21 protein-coding genes are annotated in these 18,724 nt (G+C 53.6%); 12 read left to right on the top strand and 9 right to left on the bottom strand.

Annotated features, from left to right (window positions below):
• Window positions 1–123 precede the first annotated feature (123 nt).
• The 8 genes from L6990_RS07490 to L6990_RS07525 form a co-directional block, all read right to left on the bottom strand.
• Window positions 124–684, bottom strand: coding sequence for a hypothetical protein (locus L6990_RS07490; RefSeq protein WP_237203450.1), 561 nt, complete (start codon window positions 682–684; stop codon window positions 124–126).
• A 28-nt stretch (window positions 685–712) separates the two neighbouring features.
• The gene (locus L6990_RS07495; protein ID WP_237203452.1) at window positions 713–1,201 is read right to left on the bottom strand and encodes a hypothetical protein; all 489 of its coding nucleotides are present in this window, start codon (window positions 1,199–1,201) and stop codon (window positions 713–715) included.
• Window positions 1,202–1,279: 78 nt separating this feature from the next.
• The gene (locus tag L6990_RS07500; protein WP_237203457.1) at window positions 1,280–1,783 is read right to left on the bottom strand and encodes a tyrosine-type recombinase/integrase; all 504 of its coding nucleotides are present in this window, start codon (window positions 1,781–1,783) and stop codon (window positions 1,280–1,282) included.
• 439 nt (window positions 1,784–2,222) lie between these two features.
• On the bottom strand, window positions 2,223–2,615 hold the full coding sequence (locus L6990_RS07505) for a hypothetical protein (protein WP_237203458.1): 393 nt from the start codon (window positions 2,613–2,615) through the stop codon (window positions 2,223–2,225).
• A 223-nt stretch (window positions 2,616–2,838) separates the two neighbouring features.
• Window positions 2,839–3,108 (bottom strand): glutaredoxin domain-containing protein, encoded by a 270-nt coding sequence (locus L6990_RS07510; RefSeq protein WP_237203459.1) that lies wholly within the window; start codon window positions 3,106–3,108, stop codon window positions 2,839–2,841.
• A gap of 92 nt (window positions 3,109–3,200) precedes the next feature.
• On the bottom strand, window positions 3,201–3,767 hold the full coding sequence (locus L6990_RS07515) for a hypothetical protein (RefSeq protein ID WP_237203460.1): 567 nt from the start codon (window positions 3,765–3,767) through the stop codon (window positions 3,201–3,203).
• Between the two features lie 237 nt (window positions 3,768–4,004).
• On the bottom strand, window positions 4,005–4,541 hold the full coding sequence (locus L6990_RS11930; protein WP_272879274.1) for a M23 family metallopeptidase: 537 nt from the start codon (window positions 4,539–4,541) through the stop codon (window positions 4,005–4,007).
• A gap of 258 nt (window positions 4,542–4,799) precedes the next feature.
• Window positions 4,800–5,576, bottom strand: coding sequence for a transposase family protein (locus L6990_RS07525; protein WP_237203462.1), 777 nt, complete (start codon window positions 5,574–5,576; stop codon window positions 4,800–4,802).
• Window positions 5,577–5,868: 292 nt separating this feature from the next.
• Between L6990_RS07525 and L6990_RS07530 the strand changes: the two genes are divergently transcribed.
• The 12 genes from L6990_RS07530 (at window position 5,869) to dxr (ending at window position 17,774) form a co-directional block, all read left to right on the top strand.
• Window positions 5,869–6,420, top strand: coding sequence for a YceI family protein (locus tag L6990_RS07530; RefSeq protein ID WP_237203463.1), 552 nt, complete (start codon window positions 5,869–5,871; stop codon window positions 6,418–6,420).
• Between the two features lie 578 nt (window positions 6,421–6,998).
• Entirely contained in the window at window positions 6,999–7,796 is a 798-nt protein-coding gene (gene rpsB / locus L6990_RS07535; RefSeq protein ID WP_237203464.1) for a 30S ribosomal protein S2, read from the top strand.
• Between the two features lie 119 nt (window positions 7,797–7,915).
• Window positions 7,916–8,746 (top strand): translation elongation factor Ts, encoded by an 831-nt coding sequence (gene tsf, locus L6990_RS07540; RefSeq protein ID WP_237203465.1) that lies wholly within the window; start codon window positions 7,916–7,918, stop codon window positions 8,744–8,746.
• Window positions 8,747–8,924: 178 nt separating this feature from the next.
• Window positions 8,925–9,659: a UMP kinase gene (gene pyrH, locus L6990_RS07545; protein ID WP_237203470.1), complete on the top strand. Its 735-nt coding sequence runs from the start codon at window positions 8,925–8,927 to the stop codon at window positions 9,657–9,659.
• 100 nt (window positions 9,660–9,759) lie between these two features.
• Window positions 9,760–10,317, top strand: coding sequence for a ribosome recycling factor (gene frr, locus L6990_RS07550; RefSeq protein ID WP_237203472.1), 558 nt, complete (start codon window positions 9,760–9,762; stop codon window positions 10,315–10,317).
• Window positions 10,318–10,322: 5 nt separating this feature from the next.
• Window positions 10,323–11,168 (top strand): phosphatidate cytidylyltransferase, encoded by an 846-nt coding sequence (locus L6990_RS07555; protein WP_237203474.1) that lies wholly within the window; start codon window positions 10,323–10,325, stop codon window positions 11,166–11,168.
• A gap of 29 nt (window positions 11,169–11,197) precedes the next feature.
• Window positions 11,198–11,791 carry a cell division protein DivIVA gene (locus L6990_RS07560; RefSeq protein ID WP_237203475.1) on the top strand — a complete coding sequence of 198 codons (594 nt, stop codon included), beginning with the start codon at window positions 11,198–11,200 and terminating at the stop codon, window positions 11,789–11,791.
• 139 nt (window positions 11,792–11,930) lie between these two features.
• Complete coding sequence (locus L6990_RS07565) at window positions 11,931–12,305, top strand: DUF485 domain-containing protein (RefSeq protein WP_237203477.1); 375 nt, start codon at window positions 11,931–11,933, stop codon at window positions 12,303–12,305.
• A gap of 9 nt (window positions 12,306–12,314) precedes the next feature.
• Window positions 12,315–13,949: a solute symporter family protein gene (locus L6990_RS07570; RefSeq protein WP_237203478.1), complete on the top strand. Its 1,635-nt coding sequence runs from the start codon at window positions 12,315–12,317 to the stop codon at window positions 13,947–13,949.
• A gap of 169 nt (window positions 13,950–14,118) precedes the next feature.
• The gene (locus L6990_RS07575) at window positions 14,119–14,385 is read left to right on the top strand and encodes a GlsB/YeaQ/YmgE family stress response membrane protein (RefSeq protein ID WP_237203598.1); all 267 of its coding nucleotides are present in this window, start codon (window positions 14,119–14,121) and stop codon (window positions 14,383–14,385) included.
• Between the two features lie 213 nt (window positions 14,386–14,598).
• A complete protein-coding gene (locus L6990_RS07580; protein ID WP_237203479.1) occupies window positions 14,599–16,416 on the top strand; it encodes an ABC transporter ATP-binding protein in 1,818 nt (605 codons plus the stop codon).
• A gap of 41 nt (window positions 16,417–16,457) precedes the next feature.
• Window positions 16,458–17,774: a 1-deoxy-D-xylulose-5-phosphate reductoisomerase gene (dxr, locus tag L6990_RS07585; protein ID WP_237203481.1), complete on the top strand. Its 1,317-nt coding sequence runs from the start codon at window positions 16,458–16,460 to the stop codon at window positions 17,772–17,774.
• Between the two features lie 75 nt (window positions 17,775–17,849).
• Here dxr and pflA read toward each other — a convergent pair whose 3' ends face one another.
• The gene (gene pflA / locus L6990_RS07590; RefSeq protein WP_237203483.1) at window positions 17,850–18,722 is read right to left on the bottom strand and encodes a pyruvate formate-lyase-activating protein; all 873 of its coding nucleotides are present in this window, start codon (window positions 18,720–18,722) and stop codon (window positions 17,850–17,852) included.
• Window positions 18,723–18,724 lie beyond the last annotated feature (2 nt).

The raw sequence follows: 18,724 nt of genomic DNA on the forward strand, positions 1-18,724 counted from the left end.
CTGCTCAATGAATGGGCTTATGACTTGTTAGTAGCGGAAAAGCAAAATGTCAGTCACCGCTTTTGGGTATAAAGCAGGGGCTGAGAACACTGTTAGTAGTGTTCCCAGCCCCTGTTCCGAGTGCTAGTAATTGAAGTCGTTCCTGGTGTTCAGAACTAGCTCCCTACCTTCCGCTGTAGCTTGCAGGTACTCAGAGACCTCTGTGACCCAGACCAGATGAGGTGAAGCCCAAAACTTGGTATCGGTAATTTTCCTGGCATAGACCAGTACGTCCGATTCAAATTCGTCTTCACTCATCGAGGGAGTCGGTGAGCTGACCATCAATTCCACCACCTGCACCAGCAGGGCATCACGTTGCTTCAGTGCTCTCATTAGGGTTGAAGGATCATCATCTTCCAGCATAGGAAGTTCAAATACCTCCAGATTGGCAACAGCGGCTTTGACCGAGGCAACGTAAACAGGGTCTGATTCAAGTGGCGGCAATTTAGCTTGTCGGCAATCCCAACACTCTGTTGTAGCGGCAAAGCGGTCTGCAAATTCAGCCCGATGCTGGTAGGGCTGAAACTTGTGCAATCGATTGGTGAACACTGCAGTATGGCCGCAGGTGAAAGTGCGTTCAAAGTTGATAATGGGGTACTTAGTATCCCATTCTTCAAATGAACTGGTGATAGGGGCCCGGCTCATGGTGGTACCTGCCTTCCCGGGGTTCTTCTTAGAAGGGGTTTTCTGATTCTACGTCTTGGGGGTTGTTCTCCACCGCGGTTTCTAGAATCTCTTCAAGGTCTTCTAGCTCGACCTCGATGTTGGCAATCCAGTATCCGGCCCGAGTAATGCGGCGTGCGGGCTCAACAATGCGGGCTTCGAACTCGTCTTCATCCATGCTGGGGTTATCGCCCCGGACGAATGTTTCTAGCGCTGCGACCAATTTGTGGTTACGGATGCGGGTTCCTGCCCGGACCTGCTTTTCCGTTCCTTCTAGTTCGTTGAGCCCAAAAACGGCCATGTTCTCCACCGCTTCTTCGTAGTCGCGCTGAGCGTACTCGTCCTTGTTGGCTTTGGTGTAGCAGTTCCAGCATTGCCCTTTGTGTTCTAGCCATTTGACGAACTGGGCACGCTCTCCAGCTGGTTTCTGGGAGAGGTCCTTGTTTTTCTCTGTGTGGTCGCAGGACAGCTTGACGTCATAGTGAGTGGGGATAGCCATGGTACTTACTCCTTAGATGATTGATGAGGGAAAACCCTGCCTTGATAGGTATTAGGTTCTGTAGCGTGTGAATGTCGGTCACTTCTGCGCAGGAGCGGTGAGCAGATTGTGTAGTGTTTTGATGGCAGTTTTCAGTGATGTTTCTTCGATGCCGATATAGAGCTGGGTAGTGGTGATATCAGCGTGCCCCAGAAGTTCTTGGACCGCTCGGATGTCTTGGGTTTCGGAGTAAACGGTGGTGGCAAACCAATGTCTGAGGCTGTGGGGTGTGTAGTTTGCGCCTAAGAGGTGGCTGATTTTCTTGGCGATATTGTCGTTGCTACGATGGCCGGTGAATCGTCCGGGGAAGTAGTAGCCCTTGGATTTGAGGTCTAAAAATGGTGCAAGCTGAGAGTGCACCAGTATTTGCCGTGTGTTGCCGCCTTTGCCAGTGATAGTTAGCCAGCCTTGGGCATAGTTGGAGGTGTGGAGGGACGCTATTTCTGTGCGTCGTAGCCCTGCGAAGGCTCCTAGTAAGAGCATGAGTTGTTGCTCTGTGCTGGGGGAGTTTTCTAGGGCCTGTGTGATGATGCTGGTAGGCATGGGTCTTGTCTTTGCCCGTGGTACCCGGATGGGTAAGAGAAGGGTTGTGGGGTCTTCTTTTCGGTAGCCGGTGATTTCGAGGTAGTGGAAAAATCGTCTGGCTGAGGCGAGGGCATTGCGTCTGGAGTTTGGTTTCCAATTGGGGTTCGCTAGCCAACTTGCTATTTCCTGGTGAGTAATGGTGGCTGGGGTACAGTCGGTGGTTTCTATGAGTGTGCGTAACCAGCGGACGCGGGTCTCGATGGTGCGTGGGGTTCGGCCTGCTGCTTTGAGCCAGGTTGAGAACTCGGTGATTTGGGTGTTCCAAGGGCAAGTCATGACGTTTCCGTTTCATCTAGTTGTAGGCTGGATTCCCGGTAGATGAAACGTTTGCTGCGTTCTGCCTGATACTGAAAAATGAGCCGGTTAGAACGTATTTGTACTAACCGGCTCATGCTTTTTAGCTGAAGGCCATGGATATAAAAGTGATGATAAAACCGGTGAGGGCGATAGCGACGGTGCTACCTGTCACCAGAAGGTTTGCTTTGCTTATGAGACTTCTAGCAGTGGAGCTGAGGCCGATTGTTTTGCTGAGTAGATACTTCAAGCCAATTAGAACTAGCAAGATGAGTAGAGCCAGAAAGATATACACCTTGAAGGTGAAAATTAGGGTGAAGATGCCCACGGCAGTCCAGTTACCTAAGTGATCAAGTTGTTCAGGTGATACTAGCGTGGGTGCTACTCCGTAGGCGATGACAGTATGAACGATAGCTGCTGGGGTGCCTATGAGGAAGAGAGCGCCGAATTTTCGTGGCCAAAACATTGCATTTGGTGCTACTGGTGCTGTTGTCATTGAATATCCTTGAGGTCGAGTCCGTAGGTTCTTCTGATCCATGAGGTGGTGTTTTTTATCCAGCGCCGGTCACTGGGGGTAGCCGCGAACCAGATAGGTGGCTTGTCCTGGTGTTTGGGGTGGGTAGCTTTGAAATGACCGCCCCCTGTTTGTGTGACAGTGAAGCCCTGGGAAGTGAGTATTTTCTTGAATTCGCGTCCACTTGATGGAGTTGGGTTTTTACTCATTGCTCTGTCACTGCGAGTCTCAATGAGTTAGCGAGGATCTCGATGAGGTCTGGGCGAAATCCTGACCAAATCTGTGGGTTATCACCGGTGACTTGGACGACTGGTGCCTCCCTGAATCCTTTATTGCGTAGCGTGTGAGCGATAGAGGGCTCGTTCTCTAACCGGATGATACGAAAGTCCAGTCCTTTGGCGGCCATGCTTGCTTCTGTGAGGCGGCATTGTTGGCAGGTTTTGGTGGTATAGACGGTGATGGTTTGATTGCTCATAGTCTTCACTCCTTGGGTTTATTGGTGGGTTGTGATGGTGTAGGGCTGCGTTTGGTGGCGGTAGAAAGTGAGGTCGCGTTTGCCAAAGCCTTCTACTGAGCGGATAGTGGGTCAATCTGGGAGATGGTGATGGGGCAGTTGCAATATGCCCGCATGTAGGTGGAAAACAGATCATGGAAATGTATTTTTTCCAGTAGAGGTGAAGCCTCATTGTTGGTGCCTTCGGTGATCGTGAAGTACCAGAGGATCTGAAGATAGAGTTTGAGGGCTGGAAGGCGTGCTCCTACCCAGCTGGGGGAGTTGTAGTAACTCCACCAGTGGTAGTTGATGTGGGTGTAGAAGGTATCTTCTGTGATGACTTCTGGGTGATCTTCGTAGTTGAAGAGGTAGGCAAGAAAATCGCGAATGGCCTCTTCGCTGAAATCAGATGAACTTTCGCATGTTTGGTCAACACGATTTAGGGCTGATTCGTAGGCTTTCCAAAGAGCAGCCTTCAGGCCGTTAGGGGTATGAGGGGTGTCTATTTTGTGGTTTGCTGTTTGTTCAATGATTGACTTTGCTTCTTCTTTTAGCCCCATTTGGGTGAGAAGCGTGGGGATGATTTCACGGAGGAAAAATGAGACGGAAATGTCTGGGTGGGCATGTTTCTTGTGCTGCATAGTTAGTTCACCTCGTCTTTGAGGTCTCTAGAGCTTGAACGAAGTAGCTGTTGCAGCAAGAGGGTCATTTTTACTGCTTGGTTCCAGAGTGGGGCGTGTAATCCCTTGGTCGCGGGTTCAAACCCCGCAGGCCCTACAGCATAAACCGCTTCCGTTAGGTTAAACGATATAACCTGATGGGGGCGGTTTTTTGTATACCGGTCAAGATGCACGTGCTGACCGATGAACCAAAACTACCTAGGCCGCAAAATCATCGCCTATGGGCAGGAGAACGCTGGGATCAGCTAACCCCAAAAAGAGCAGGGGGTTAACGTAGTCGTCCGGTCCTTGACGAACACCCCAGTGCAGGCAGGCCGCAGGCTGGCAGTGAGCTACCTCTTGATCAAGCTGAGCGATAATCTGCCCCGCCTGAACCTCAGTACCTACCGGAAGGGTATCGGTCACCGGTTCAAAGGATGACTTGTGCCCGTCCGGGTGCTCGATGGTCATGACTTTACGGTCCACCACGGTACCTGAAAAGGTGATGACCCCAGCTTCAGGGGAGCGCACGTTAAAATTCTCCTGCATTATGAGGTCCACACCGCGGTGACCTGGCGACCACTTCTGCTCAGGCTTTTCAAACTCCCTAGCAACGCTTAGCGGACCGGTCACCGGGGCTTGCCACCGCGGGGTCTTGCCATCTACCGCATCACTGCTGGGGGCTGCTAGTAGAAAAACGGCGAGCAAAACCACTAAAAGGCATTGATGCTTCACCTTCCGAATATAAAGCTTCATGGTGTCATCTTCCTTCGCTATGAACCTCTTACCCTGCGCCTGGCGAACGCTTTAACCAATACCAATGAAAAAGTGACATGGGAAGATATCCCGCCCTGCAATCTGAGGGAGTTTTCCACTCAACCCCTTGGTATATCAAGCAGCCCAGTAACTACCATCACCTTTCCCACGGCAGATGAAACAGTTCATGGTGATGGCAGTATTGACTTGAACTTCTCACGGGGCACCCAACTCACATGGACTGCTAAAGACGGAGGCTTATTCAAAAGTCCTCCCAGCCGCATAAAACACCAACCCCCGAACCACCGCAAACACCCGCCCATACACGCTCAGCGGCCGCCGGAAACCTGTATGCAAAACCCGCCACGTCTTGACCTGCGCGATAACCCGCTCCACCACCGATCGGCGTGAATTAATGAACCTGTTCACCACCTTCACATCTGCAGGCATCCTGCGGGCTTTGCTGCCTCTTACTGGGGTGGCCAACCCCAACCCGATGTAACCCTTATCAGCCAAAGTGCTCTCATCAAGATATCTTTCCAAGCCATGATGCTTGAAGGCATAGGCATCATGCCTAGCGCCAGGGACCGGGTCAGTGATGGCCAGTAGTTTCCCGCCCAGGGTGCAAATGATTTGATGGTTGAAACCGGCTCGTTTATGCTTACCAGAAAAGTTTATTTTCCCTAGTGAATGCCAGTTCCAGGTGGGAAATAGGGTGCCGTCGATAACCAGTGAACCAGGGATTTTCAGGCTGTTTTCTATAGACTGTTCTAGCGGCCTGAGGGCTTTCTCAAGTGCTTTTTCAACGGTGTTGAGGGTCCGTGAGATGGTGGGCTGGGAGGTGTTGAAGATTTCTGCGAGGAGTTCTTCGGTGAGGTTGTGTCGGTGGTAGAAAAGGGTGACTTTAAGACCCTGGGCCAGGGTTAGTGCTGGTGGTCTTCCGCCTGGTTTTGCCCAGGTGATGTGGGCGGTGAGGGCTGTCAGTAGCGTGGTGAATTGCTGAGGTGTGAGTCCTGTTGTACGCTGGTGGAGCAACGGTTCTTCCGCTATGGCTTGAGGTTATTTGTAGTGATTTAATCCTCTTATTTTTGCCGTTGGTGGGGCCGTTGTCTAGTTGGTGGGGTGTGGGTGTGTTCCTACTTTTGAATAAGCCTCAGTACGTCTCAGTGTATTTACAGGTAGGGGAGAAGCGGTTTATATTGTTATAATTACATGCAGATTTTTGATGTCTTACCTGTACCCGTTATCCCAAGTAAGACCTAGAATTTAAAAGCTGCGTAAACCTAAATTAAACGCGAACCCTAAAACGAAAGAATTAAATTAGATTATGAATCCGGATTTCATCGGACAATGGGATGTTGACGCTCAGCACTCCCGTTTTGGGTTCTCAGCTCGTCACGCAATGGTCACTAAAGTACGTGGCGAATTTGGTCAATTTGAAGGTAAGGCCAATATTAAAGATGTCGGGCAGGGTGAAAGCGAAGTAAATATTGTGCTTCACGTCGACAGCCTCGAAACCCGTAGCGGTGATCGGGACCAGCACTTGATGGGTGCTGACTTCTTTGATGCTGAAACCTACCCTACAATCACCTTCTCCTCAACGACTGTTGATGAAATTGATGAAGGCGCTTTTATCGTGACCGGAAACCTTACCATCCGTGAGGTTACGCGGGCTATCTCAATTCCGCTAGAACTCACCGGTATTAGCGAAGACTCCTTCGGTAACACGCGCGCTGGCCTAGAGGGAACCCGCCGTATTAACCGTAAAGACTGGGGACTTAAGTGGAACCAGGTGCTTGATAACGGCGGCGTAATGGTTGCCGATAAAATTACGCTTGAATTTGACCTCTCCCTGGTTAAGCTCGATTCCTCCTCATAGCCTTTTATGAGACCGGGCGAGAGGGGTCTCTGGTGAGCTGATCTTGCTTCACCAGAAGACCCCTTTTGAATAAGCCTCACGGTGTGCAGAGAATTAAGTATCTATTAAGGGCGGGTTCACCAAGGAATTTTAGACTCATCAGTGTCAGTCAGCGGCAGAGCTAAAAGTGACCTGCTTACCAGACTTAAAACGCCCAAAATCGGTGTTAGAGCAGGCTTTGATGCGGTATAGTTGATGTTTGCAGTTTGCCTGTGTGCGCACTCGTGTGCACACTTTCAGCCTTCAAGGGCAGAAAAGGGGCAAGGGGAATCCTTTTACATAGAGACCCATCCGCGCCTTGGTGCGGGTCTGACATCGCGTAGTGCGAAGCAGTTTTACCACTGATAAGGGACGTTCGGTCCGGGAAACCGGTCGCGGCCTGAGATTAACCGTCTAAACCTTTGACGGGCCGATCTGAGCGCTACCAGGGGAGCGGGTGCAAGCCCATACGCTCCACATGTAAACCGATAACTACTATGCGCGTGGCGCGGTTAGCCTGGAATCAGGGGCCCGCCCGGCACTTTTCAAAAGGAGACGACATGCCCGTCGTAACTATGCGCCAGCTTCTCGATTCAGGTGTCCACTTCGGTCACCAGACCCGCCGCTGGAACCCCAAAATGAAGCGCTTCATCTTCACCGAGCGCAACGGTATCTACATCATTGACTTGCAGCAGTCACTGGCCTTCATTGACCAGGCTTACGAAGCTGTTAAGGCAACCGTTGCACACGGTGGCACCGTTCTTTTCGTTGGTACCAAGAAGCAGGCTCAAGAAGCCATCGCTGAACAGGCTACCCGCGTGAACATGCCCTACGTTAACCACCGCTGGCTCGGTGGTATGCTCACCAACTTCCAGACCGTTTCCAAGCGAATCGATCGTATGAAGGAACTTGAGCAGATCGACTTTGATGACGTAGCAGGCTCACAGTTCACCAAGAAGGAACTGCTGTTGCTCCGCCGCGAGCACGAGAAACTGGAGAAGACCCTCGGTGGTATCCGTAACCTCACCAAGGCTCCCTCACTCATCTGGGTTGTAGACACCAAGAAGGAACACCTCGCGATTGACGAAGCTCAGAAGCTCGGCATCCCCGTGGTAGCCATCCTGGACACCAACTGCGATCCTGACGAAGTTTCATTCCCCATCCCCGGCAATGACGACGCTATCCGCTCCGTCAACCTGCTCACCCGCGTTATTGCGGATGCAGCTGCTGAGGGTCTGCTGGAACGCGAAAACAAGAAGGCTGGCAAGTCAGCTAATGCTTCCGAAGAGCCCATGGCTGAATGGGAACGCGAACTGCTCGAACAGCACGAATCCGCTAAGGCAGAAGAAGCTAAGTAAAGCTTGAGAACGATAAGGCACCCGCCCACCTTGGTGGGTGCCTTATCCTCTCACCGCCACCGGTTACGGTGGCACCCAATAGATTTTTGATCTGTTCACAAACCATCAAGGAGTTCACAATGGCGAACTACACCGCAGCAGACATCAAAGCACTGCGCGAAAAGACCGGCGCTGGCATGCTCGACGTCAAGAAGGCCCTCGACGAGGCTAACGGCGATCAGCAGAAGGCAATGGAAATCATCCGCGTTAAGGGCCTCAAGGGCGTTACCAAGCGCGAAGGCCGTGCAACCGCAGAAGGCCTCGTAGCCGCACGCGTTGAAAACGGCGTTGGCTTCATGGTCGAAGTTAACTCAGAAACCGACTTCGTTGCTAAGTCAGACCCCTTCATCAAGTTCGGTAACGACGTTCTCGAGGCAGCAGTTGCAGCTAATGCTTCAACCATCGACGAACTCAATGCAGCATCCTTCGAGGGTAAGACCGTTGAAGAGCTCACCACTGAAGCTGGCGCACTGCTGGGCGAAAAGATCGTTGTTCGCCGCGTAGCACGCGTTGAAGGCGAAAACGTCGCTGTTTACCTGCACAAGACCTCAAAGGACCTGCCTGCACAGGTGGGTGTCCTGTTGGCTGTTGCTGGTAACGACGTTGAAACCGTTGCTCACGATGTAGCAGTTCACATTGCTGCAATGAGCCCCAAGTACCTCACCTCTGAGTCCATCTCAGCTGAGGACATCGAGGCTGAAAAGCGCGTTGCAGAAGAAACCGCACGCAGCGAAGGCAAGCCCGAGCAGATTATCCCCAAGATCATTGAAGGCAAGCTCAAGTCTTTCTACAAGGAAAACACTCTGGTTGATCAGGACTTCGCAAAGGACTCATCAAAGTCTGTTGCTGCAGTTCTGGAAGAGAACGGTGCAACCGCAACCGCTTTCGAACGTTTCCGTGTTGGTGCGTAAGTAGAGAAGCTCGCTCTTTGAGCAGTTACCTTGCCCTGTCAAAGGGGCACTGTGATACTGCACAGAAAAGTTGAGTACAAAGGGGAGTCCTACACAAGGGGCTCCCCTTTGTCGTATGCTAGAGACGACGCGAGCGCCGGTAGGCGCTGCACCTATAATTGAGTTGCCAGGAGGGCCCATGACCACCACACCTATTCACAAAGATGACACCGGACGCCGCCGAGTCCTCCTCAAGCTTTCTGGTGAAGTTTTTGGTGGTGGGCAGGTTGGTATCTCAACCGATGTTGTACGAGGCATTGCTGAGCAGATTGCGTCAACCATCGGAAAAGTTGAGGTCGCTGTCGTTGTGGGTGGCGGTAACTTCTTCCGTGGTGCCGAGCTTTCAGAGGCGGGTATGGACCGTTCACGTGCAGATAATATCGGCATGTTGGGTACCGTCATGAACTCTCTGGCGCTGCAGGACTTCCTGGAGCAGGCCGGTATTGATACCCGTGTGCAGTCGGCTATCTCCATGCACCAGGTTGCCGAGAGCTACATTCCGCGCCGCGCTATCCGCCACATGCAAAAAGACCGCGTTGTGATCTTTGGTGCTGGTGCCGGTTTGCCCTACTTCTCTACCGATACCGTTTCAGCCCAGCGTGCTCTTGAAATTCATGCTGATGAGGTTCTCGTCGCTAAGAACGGGGTAGATGGTATCTATACTGCTGACCCCAACAAGGATCCCAACGCCGAGCGTCTTTACAACCTCACTTACGATGAGGCCCTGAAGCGTAACATCCGTGTCATGGACCAGACCGCTTTCTCCCTCTGCAAGGACAACAACGTTACGATGCGTGTGTTTGGTATGCAGGGTGAGGGCAACGTGGCTAGGGCCATCCTTGGTGACCAAATCGGTACCCTGGTGACCGCATAACTGCCAGAGATTAGCCCCTACCAGTCTGACCCACTAGACTGGTAGGGACTGTATAAAAAGCCTGCCTACACGGTGGGCGAGAACCAAAAGGACAACACCGATGGTTGATGAAACCCTCCTTGAAGCCGGCGAAAAAATGGATAAATCCGTTGAAGCGCTAAAGAACGAATTCGCTAGCATCCGCACCGGACGCGCTAACCCCTCGCTTTTTGCTAACCTCACCGCTGACTACTACGGCGCCCCCACCCCCTTGCAGCAGCTGGCGTCCTTCCAGACCCCCGAAGCACGTACCGTTCTCATCACCCCCTATGACAAGAGCGCACTGGGTGCCATTGAGAAGGCAATTCGCGACTCAGATCTGGGTGCCAACCCCGCTAACGACGGTAACGTCGTGCGCGTTGTGATGCCTGAAATGACCGAAGAGCGCCGCCGCGAGTACGTCAAAATGGCTAGCCACAAGGCAGAAGACGGCCGCGTTGCTGTGCGCAACACCCGCCGTCACGCCAAGACCGCTATCGATAAGCTGGTCAAAGACGGTGAAATTGGTGAAGATGATGGCACTCGCGCAGAAAAAGAACTGGATGCCCTCACCAAGAAGCACACCGATCAGATTGACGCTTTGCTGAAGGTCAAGGAAGCTGAACTGACCGAGGTCTAAACACGATGACTGCTCAGCCTACTGAACAGCCTAAGAAGGCCTCAAAAGCTGGCAGGAACTTACCCGCCGCTATCACCGTCGGCGTTACGCTCGGCGCGGTGCTGGTGGTGGGTTTGTTTTATGTTCCTGCCGTCCTTGTGTTCCTGGCTGCCGCTGCTGTTGCTGTGGGAACGTGGGAAGTTTGCCACGGTCTCAATCAGAAACGCGGCATGGGTGTGCCGCTTATCCCGGCTGTCGCTACGGCCTTCCTCATGCCTTTTGCCGCCTACTACGGCGGTGGGCAATGGTTGATTTTCACGGTGGTTGCCTCAATCCTGGTGCTGATTGGCTGGCGCATTGTTGGCAAACGCGATGGCATGATTATGTCCATCATGGGTTCCATCTTTGTGATGTCCTGGGTGCCTTTCATGATCTCGCTGGCTCTTTTGCTCTACCGCGAAGAATCAGGTGCTGGCAAGGTGCTCATGATTTTGCTGATGGCTATTGGCAATGACACCTGGGGCTACATTGCAGGTGTGCTCTGGGGTAAGCACCCGATGGCTCCTAAAATATCTCCCAAAAAGACTTGGGAGGGCTTTGCCGGCTCTATGGTTGGGTCAATTATTGTTGGCATTATTTGCTCAATGGTGATTGGTGATCCCTGGTGGTACGGCATCATTGTGGCCATTTTTCTGGTGATTGCATCGACGGTGGGTGACCTGGGGGAGTCCATGGTCAAACGCGAAATCGGCATTAAAGACATGTCTAATCTTCTTCCAGGGCATGGGGGAGTCATGGATCGTCTTGACTCCATTGTTTTCGCGATTGCAACCGGCTACGTTATTTTTGCTGTACTCGGTGCTATCTTCTAGGTCGTGCAGAGAACTTTCAAGGAGTGAATATGTCACAGCAGCAGGCATCAACTGCGGATGACTTTAGTAGAGTGGACGCGCAGGAGAGCGGCTACAGCGTACGTGAGGTCAATGATTTTTTCAGTGCACTCGCCGATGACTATGAGCAGCTCCTAACGAATCACAGCACCTCGCAGTCTGCGCACACTTCCCGCACCATCCGAGATAAGGTGTTCACCCCTGAAGCAGGGGGTTACACGCCCCAGGTTGTTGATAGTGCTCTAGACCGAGTTGAGGATCGCTTTGCTGAAATGGAGCGTCGGCTCTACATCGAGCGTTATGGTGAGCAACTCTGGCAAGATTCACTGAAAGAACTGCGGACGCTTTTGCTGGGGCGCTTAAATCGCCCCGATGGGGAGCGTTTTCGCAGGCCCTCCCATAAACGCACCAAGGGGTACCTGAGTCAGGACGTTGACGAACTTTGCCGCCTCATGCTGCGCGCAGTCGAGCATGGTGAAACTTTGCTACCGCAAAAAATTCGCTCAGCGGCTTTTAGAAGTGCGGTGGGCAAGAACAGCTATGACGAAACGCAGGTTGATGCTTTTATGAGCCGGTGTCTCGAATATTTACAAGACACGCTGTAAAAGTTACGAGCTTATTTTTACTAGTGAGGGCAGGTTTACCGGGTTGTTACGGGAACCTGCCCTTTTTATGTCTTCTACACTTGCAAGTGATGCGCGATACAGACTAATGTGTTCACAATTACACATTAGGAGGTAGTTGATGTCACACACATCACCCGAACCCATCAAACTACCGGTCGACGCCGACCATGTAGATTTCGCTGCCGCCCAACAGGGCGAAGATTTTGTTAAGCTACGCAAAACCCACCGCTCATTTGTCATGCCCATGACCGTTGCCTTTCTTGTCTGGTACCTGGCATATGTAGTCCTGGCCGTTTATGCGCCAGGACTAATGGGCATCCAGGTGGTAGGAAACATTAACCTTGGTATTCTTCTGGGGCTGCTGCAGTTTGTCACAACTTTCGGTATCACAGCACTGTACGTATCCTTCGCAAATCGCAAACTTGACCCCCTGGCACTGAAGCTACGCACCGACATTGAAGACGGTCAGTACGCTCACGGCAAGACCAACTAAGAGGCAACTATGAACACAACTACTGTGCAGGCCAGCGCCCTGCAGGCAGCAGACGCTGCAACCGAAACCGTGGGTACCCCCTGGGTTAACATGACCATTTTCGGCGCTTTTGTGCTCGTCACTATGGTGGTAGTGCTGAGAGCATCGAAGAATAATAAAACCGCAGCCGACTACTATGCTGGCGGGCGCTCCTTCAGCGGAACCCAGAACGGTCTAGCTATCGCCGGTGACTACCTTTCGGCGGCTTCCTTCTTGGGTATCGTTGGCGCAATTGCTCTGACTGGCTACGATGGCTTCCTCTACTCCATCGGCTTCCTTGTCGCCTGGCTGGTAGCACTTCTTCTGGTAGCTGAGCCCCTACGTAACACCGGTAAGTTCACCATGGCAGACGTTCTATCCTTCCGTCTGCAGCAGCGTCCGGTCCGTATTGCAGCCTGCATCTCAACCCTCGCAGTCACACTTTTCTACCTGCTAGCTCAGATGGCAGGTGCCGGTGCGCTGGTCTCCCTGCTCATGGGTATTAGCTCCCAACTCGGCCAGTCGATGATTATTATCGGTGTTGGTCTGCTCATGATTGTTTACGTCATGATCGGTGGCATGAAGGGCACCACCTGGGTGCAGATCATCAAGGCTTGCCTGCTGCTTTTCGGTGTTGCCGTGATGTCGGTCTGGATTCTAGCTCTCAACGGTTTCAACCTCTCAACCCTCTTGGGCGCAGCTGTTGAAACCTCCGGTGATCCAAGAATTCTAGAGCCCGGCCTCAAATACGGTGTGAGCGAAACCTCCAAGCTGGACTTCGTTTCACTCGCTATGGCGATGGTCTTCGGCGCCGCTGGCCTGCCGCACGTTCTGATGCGCTTCTACACCGTTCCCACCGCTAAAGAAGCACGCAAGTCTGTGGTGTGGGCTATCGTCCTCATTGGTTGCTTCTACCTCTTTACCCTAATCTTGGGCTTCGGCGCTGCAGCAATGGTTGGTGCGGAAGCCATCCAGTCAGCACCAGGTGGCGTCAACTCAGCGGCACCCCTGCTGGCCTACGAACTCGGTGGTTCTCTGCTGATGGGCGTCATTGCAGGTGTTGCTTTCGCAACCATCCTCGCAGTAGTTGCCGGTCTCGCAATTACAGCATCAGCTTCTTTCGCCCACGATATCTACACCAATGTCATCTGCAAGGGTAAGTCTGATCCTCTCAAGGAAACTCGCATCGCAAAGGCAACCGTGGTAGTTATCGGCTCACTGTCCATCCTCGGTGGTCTTGGTGCCCAGGGTCAGAATGTTGCCTTCCTGGTTGCCCTTGCCTTCGCCGTTGCAGCATCGGCTAACCTGCCTACCATCGTCTACTCCCTCTTCTGGAAGGGCTTCAAGACACGCGGTGCGCTCTGGTCAATGTACGGTGGTCTGAGCATCTCGGTTCTCTTGATTATCTTCTCGCCGGTGATGTCCGGTGCAGAAACCTCCATGATCAAGGGAGTAGATTTTGCCTGGTTCCCGCTGGCTAACCCCGGCATCGTCTCCATCCCTGCCGCCTTCCTGCTGGGCTTCCTGGGCTCACTGGGTGGTAAGGAAGAGTCAAGCGCTAAGCAGTCAGAGATGGAAGTTCGCTCACTCACCGGTGTCGGTGCAGAAGGTGCAATCGATCACTAAGAGCTATACCTAGCATTTCACTGGGGGGCGCCGCGAACGGGACGCCCCCCAGTGTTAACCCAACTGTGACCAAAGCATAAGCAAGAAACTAACAGATTGCTTAGCTTTTCGTGTAGGCTTAAAAACGTACAGCTGATAATAATCAGCACAGATGAAAGGACATACACTCATGGGTATCCTCGGTTGGATTATTCTTGGCCTCATTGCAGGTGCGCTCGCTAAACTCATTATGCCCGGCAAGCAGGGCGGTGGCATCATCGTCACTATGGTTCTGGGTATCGTAGGCGCTATGCTCGGTGGCTGGCTGGGCAACTTCCTGCCCTTCCTCACCGCTGGTGTCGGTGGCGTAACCCTCGGTTCAATCTTCACCGCTGTTATTGGCGCCCTGATCGTTCTGTGGATCTACGGTGTGATCACCAAGAAGAGCGCTCGCTAGCCTCTAACGAAAAGGTTCCCCGCCGGTGTCCCTCACGGGTGCACGGCGGGGATTTTTTTGTTAATGTTCCTCGTTGTACTCGGGTAGGGCGTGCAGGGTGGTGAATAACGCACCGGAGGGAAGGATCAGCCAGGCGGGGTAACGGGTAGTGTTTGGTGGGCAGAGCTCAACTCCACGAAGAGCCTACAGTCAATACTACGCACAGGGAGAGCCATGAAGAGCATACTTAGAATTATCCGTGCCACCCGAGAACTTTGGCCCTTTTATACTGGCATTGTGGTGTGTGCTGTGCTGACCTCAGCTAGCTCCCTCTTAGCACCCTTTATTATCTCGGGTGCGACCGATACCGTGGTGAATCACCTCAATGGCTCTGAGCCGACTACCGGTATGGCAATTGCCTGGTTCGCAGTGGCCTACCTGGCAGCCCAGCTCTTTAACGTGTTCACCTCCAACATTGGTGGCTACATCGGTGATGTGATGAGCCAAAAAATGCGAACTACCCTATCAGTTCGCTACTTTGAGAAGCTGCTAGCACTGCCGCTCTCGTACTTTGATACAGAGCTGACCGGCACCATCATTTCGAGGCTTAACCGTTCAATCACCGAAGTAACTAACTTCGTGAAGACCATGAGCAATACCTTTATCTCGCTCATTATTACCACCGTCTCGGTTATCGTTATTAGCTCCATCTACTACTGGCCGCTGGGTCTGCTCCTTATCATTATCTTCCCCGTCTACCTGTGGCTAACCTCAAAGACTAGCGCCAAGTGGCAGGTCTGGGAGGGTAAGAAAAACCAGAATATCGATATAGCTTCAGGCCGCTTCAACGAAGTCATCGTTCAGATTCGTGTGGTCAAGTCTTTCGGTGCCGAGCGCCGCGAGCTAGGTCTTTTCCGCACCCACTTTGGCAATACGGTAGGGCTAACTCGTGAGCAGTCCCGTTTCTGGCACTCCATGGATGCCGCCCGCCTCGCCTTCCTAAGCCTCATTTTCTTTGGGCTCTATCTGCTCATTTTTCTGCAAACTCTGGCGGGTAACTTCAGCATCGGTGACATGGTGCTCCTTATTCAGTTACTTGCCATGGCAGTAGCCCCCATCAATTCGCTGTCCTGGATTGTTGACAGCGCCCAGCGCGCCATCACCGGCTCAAAGGACTACTTTGATGTGATGGAACGGGAGTCCGATGCCCGCGCCCTGGCTATTACCGCTGGCACTGACGCACCCACCCGCCCGCACACCATTCAGGCCGAAACCGGGCAAGAGCTGGTGCGTTTTGATGGGGTCACCTTCGGTTATGACGGTGAAGAGGACGTCCTGCACAACATCGACCTCTCCATCAAGCGCGGGCAGCGCATCGCTTTCGTCGGTGAATCCGGCGGCGGTAAGTCCACGCTCATGGCCCTGCTCGAAGGGCTCTACGACGCCCGCAGCGGCTCCGTTACTGTCGATGGCATGGACATTGCCGGCAGCGACCTTGAAACTGTGCGTTCACTGATTGGTATGGTCTTCCAGGACGCCTCACTCTTCTCGGGCACCATCGCAGAGAACATTGCCTACGCCAACCCCGCTGCCAGCCGCGAACAGATTATCGCTGCTGCTAAAAAAGCCAATGCTCATGAATTCATCTCAAAATTTGCGGACGGCTATGACTCCTTGATCGGCGAGCGCGGCCTAAAACTCTCTGGTGGTCAAAAGCAGCGCGTGGCGGTAGCCCGTGCTATCCTCAAAGATGCTCCCATACTTATTCTCGATGAAGCTACATCGGCTCTAGATACCAAGGCTGAACGAGCTGTTCAAAAGGGTCTTGAAGAGTTGATGGTGGGGCGTACCTCTCTGATTATTGCCCACCGCCTCTCGACGATTGCCACCGTAGACACCATCGTCACCCTCAAGGATGGCCGCATTGACGAGATGGGCACCCCAGCTGAGCTGGCGGCGTCCGGCGGTATCTATGCCGAACTGCTGGGTCTGCAGAACCAGGGCGGTAAGGCTTCTAAGAAGAAGCTGCAGAGCTTCGACATTGTGGGTTAGCTCGGCCCGGGTGTAAGGGGTAGGTGTGAGAAAATGAAGCCATGCGATTTGGTTCAACACAGACACTCAGCCCCAACACCACAGCTCTCACCCCCGAACTGATTGATTTCCTGGGGGAGGGGCGCACCGTTGCGCTGCTGGGTTCTACGGGTTCTATCGGCACCCAGGGCATCGAGGTCATTGACCACCTCAATTCACTCGCTGGCACTAAGAGCGGTGCAGAGGACGCTCCCTTGCGCGTGCTTGCACTGTCTGCTGGCAGTAGCTCTCTGCTCGCTCTAGCCCAGCAGGCCGTGAAACTGCGCGTGCAGTTGGTCGCGACCAGCGGCAGCGAACAGGATGCCGCCCAGTTGCGTGAACTAATTGCTGACGCCGCTCGCAGCCAGGGGCTAGCTGACTATCAACCGGATATCGCCTACGGCCCTGAAGCTTCGGTGCAGGCTGCCTCTTTTGGGGCGGACGTGGTGCTCAACGGCATTACCGGTTCCATTGGCTTACGCCCCACCCTGGCCGCTCTTGAAGCGGGTTCTCAGGTGGCTCTGGCAAATAAAGAATCCCTCATTGCTGGTGGCGCCCTGGTGCGTACCGCAGTAGATGCCTCCCCGCTAGAGCAACCCATGGTGCCCGTTGATTCCGAACATTCTGCACTGGCCCAGGCGCTCGCCTCCGGCACCGACCGAGAGATTGACCGGCTGGTTCTCACCGCCAGCGGCGGGCCCTTCCGCGGTATGAGCTACGAACAGTTGCGCGAGGTTACCCCGGCTCAGGCACTGGCGCACCCTACCTGGGATATGGGATTAGTCGTCACCACAAACTCTGCCTCCATGGTCAATAAGGCACTGGAAGTTCTTGAAGCCCACCACCTCTTTGGCCTCGACCTAAACCGTATTGACGTGACCGTTCACCGCCAGTCAGTGGTGCACTCCATGGTGCAGTTTGTGGACGGCTCCACCATCGCCCAGGCGTCCCCGCCTACCATGCTGCTGCCCATCGCACTGGGGCTAACTTGGCCGCATCGTATCCCGGGGGTCGCCAAGCCCTGCGATTGGACCCAGGCGTCTGAGTGGACCTTCGAACCGCTCGATAACAAAGCCTTCCCCGCTGTGCAGATAATCAAGCAGGCAGGAAAGCGCGGCGGCACCTTCCCGGCGGTTTTCAATGCCGCCAATGAAGAAGCTGTGGCTGCTTTCCACGCCGGGGCTATCCGCTTCACTGATATGATCGAAAGCACCGCCCGTGTGCTAGAGGACCACGAAAATTCCAGTACTAAGGCTGAAACCTCTGAGCTGACGCTGGACGCCGTGCTGGAGGCCGAGCGCTGGGCACGCACTCGCGCTCACGAGATTTTGGCTCGCTAGGGGCTTGCCTCACACAAAAACCGGTACTGGATCAATCCAGTACCGGTTTTTATCTTGGCCTAAGAAAAGCGGGGTTTAGTAAACCTCAAGACCGCGAGCGCGGAACTGATCGCGCACCCGCTCAACGTCCTCCTTGGAGGGCGGCTCAACGTCCGTAAGTTCGTACTTGAGACCCAGTGATTCCCACTTATCGGTGCCCATCTGGTGGAAGGGGAGCACCTCGACGCGCTCGACCACGTTCTTCCAGCGGCAGACGATATCTGCTACCTGCTCAACGTTCTCTACCGAATCGCTGTAACCCGGCACAGAGACAAAGCGAACCCAGATTTTCTTGCCCAGGGCAGATAGCCTGTCGCCGAAATCGATGGTGGGCTGAAGCTCGCGGCCGGTGAGTTTCTTGTAGACCTCTTCTGAACCGGACTTTACATCCAGCAGAACCAGGTCCACATTTTCTAGGAACTCATCCGATGCGCTTTTGCCCAGGTAGCCAGAGGTGTCGATGCAGGTGTGAATGCCCAGCGACTTAGCGCTCATCAGAATGTTCTCTGCAAAAGCGCGCTGCATGAGCACCTCACCGCCGGAGATGGTGATACCGCCACCAGTGGCGCGGAAGACCTTGCGCATGCGCTTAATCTTCTTCATGAGGTCGGCTGCCATAATGGGCTGACCGTCCCGCATCTGGAAGGTATCAGGGTTGTGGCAGTAGAGGCAGCGCAGGGGGCAACCATTCATAAAAATGGTCATGCGGGTGCCGGGGCCGTCCACGGCAGTGACCAGCTCCCAGGAATGCACCGAACCCAGCTGACCCTCACGCATCATCTTGAGCTGCTGCGCGCGTTCAAGTTCGGTCAGTTCACCCAGGCCCCAGGTGCCTGCACCCTTATGCCGATCCGTCGGCGGAGCAAAATCTTGCTCGCCGACGGATACAGTGACGTCTGTTGTTGTCAAAA

It is taken from the genome of Rothia endophytica (assembly GCF_928381505.1).
Taxonomy (GTDB): Bacteria; Actinomycetota; Actinomycetes; order Actinomycetales; family Micrococcaceae; genus Rothia; species Rothia endophytica_A.

Coding starts and splice junctions, on each gene's coding strand:
- frr (WP_237203472.1), top strand. CDS start 9,760: ATGGTTGATGAAACCCTCCTTGAAGCCGGCGAAAAAATGGATAAATCC.
- L6990_RS07570 (WP_237203478.1), top strand. CDS start 12,315: ATGAACACAACTACTGTGCAGGCCAGCGCCCTGCAGGCAGCAGACGCT.
- tsf (WP_237203465.1), top strand. CDS start 7,916: ATGGCGAACTACACCGCAGCAGACATCAAAGCACTGCGCGAAAAGACC.
- L6990_RS07515 (WP_237203460.1), bottom strand. CDS start 3,767: ATGCAGCACAAGAAACATGCCCACCCAGACATTTCCGTCTCATTTTTC.
- L6990_RS07495 (WP_237203452.1), bottom strand. CDS start 1,201: ATGGCTATCCCCACTCACTATGACGTCAAGCTGTCCTGCGACCACACA.
- dxr (WP_237203481.1), top strand. CDS start 16,458: ATGCGATTTGGTTCAACACAGACACTCAGCCCCAACACCACAGCTCTC.
- L6990_RS07490 (WP_237203450.1), bottom strand. CDS start 684: ATGAGCCGGGCCCCTATCACCAGTTCATTTGAAGAATGGGATACTAAG.
- L6990_RS07575 (WP_237203598.1), top strand. CDS start 14,119: ATGGGTATCCTCGGTTGGATTATTCTTGGCCTCATTGCAGGTGCGCTC.
- L6990_RS07580 (WP_237203479.1), top strand. CDS start 14,599: ATGAAGAGCATACTTAGAATTATCCGTGCCACCCGAGAACTTTGGCCC.
- L6990_RS07555 (WP_237203474.1), top strand. CDS start 10,323: ATGACTGCTCAGCCTACTGAACAGCCTAAGAAGGCCTCAAAAGCTGGC.
- L6990_RS07505 (WP_237203458.1), bottom strand. CDS start 2,615: ATGACAACAGCACCAGTAGCACCAAATGCAATGTTTTGGCCACGAAAA.
- L6990_RS07560 (WP_237203475.1), top strand. CDS start 11,198: ATGTCACAGCAGCAGGCATCAACTGCGGATGACTTTAGTAGAGTGGAC.
- rpsB (WP_237203464.1), top strand. CDS start 6,999: ATGCCCGTCGTAACTATGCGCCAGCTTCTCGATTCAGGTGTCCACTTC.
- L6990_RS11930 (WP_272879274.1), bottom strand. CDS start 4,541: ATGAAGCTTTATATTCGGAAGGTGAAGCATCAATGCCTTTTAGTGGTT.
- L6990_RS07500 (WP_237203457.1), bottom strand. CDS start 1,783: ATGCCTACCAGCATCATCACACAGGCCCTAGAAAACTCCCCCAGCACA.
- L6990_RS07565 (WP_237203477.1), top strand. CDS start 11,931: ATGTCACACACATCACCCGAACCCATCAAACTACCGGTCGACGCCGAC.
- L6990_RS07530 (WP_237203463.1), top strand. CDS start 5,869: ATGAATCCGGATTTCATCGGACAATGGGATGTTGACGCTCAGCACTCC.
- pyrH (WP_237203470.1), top strand. CDS start 8,925: ATGACCACCACACCTATTCACAAAGATGACACCGGACGCCGCCGAGTC.
- L6990_RS07510 (WP_237203459.1), bottom strand. CDS start 3,108: ATGAGCAATCAAACCATCACCGTCTATACCACCAAAACCTGCCAACAA.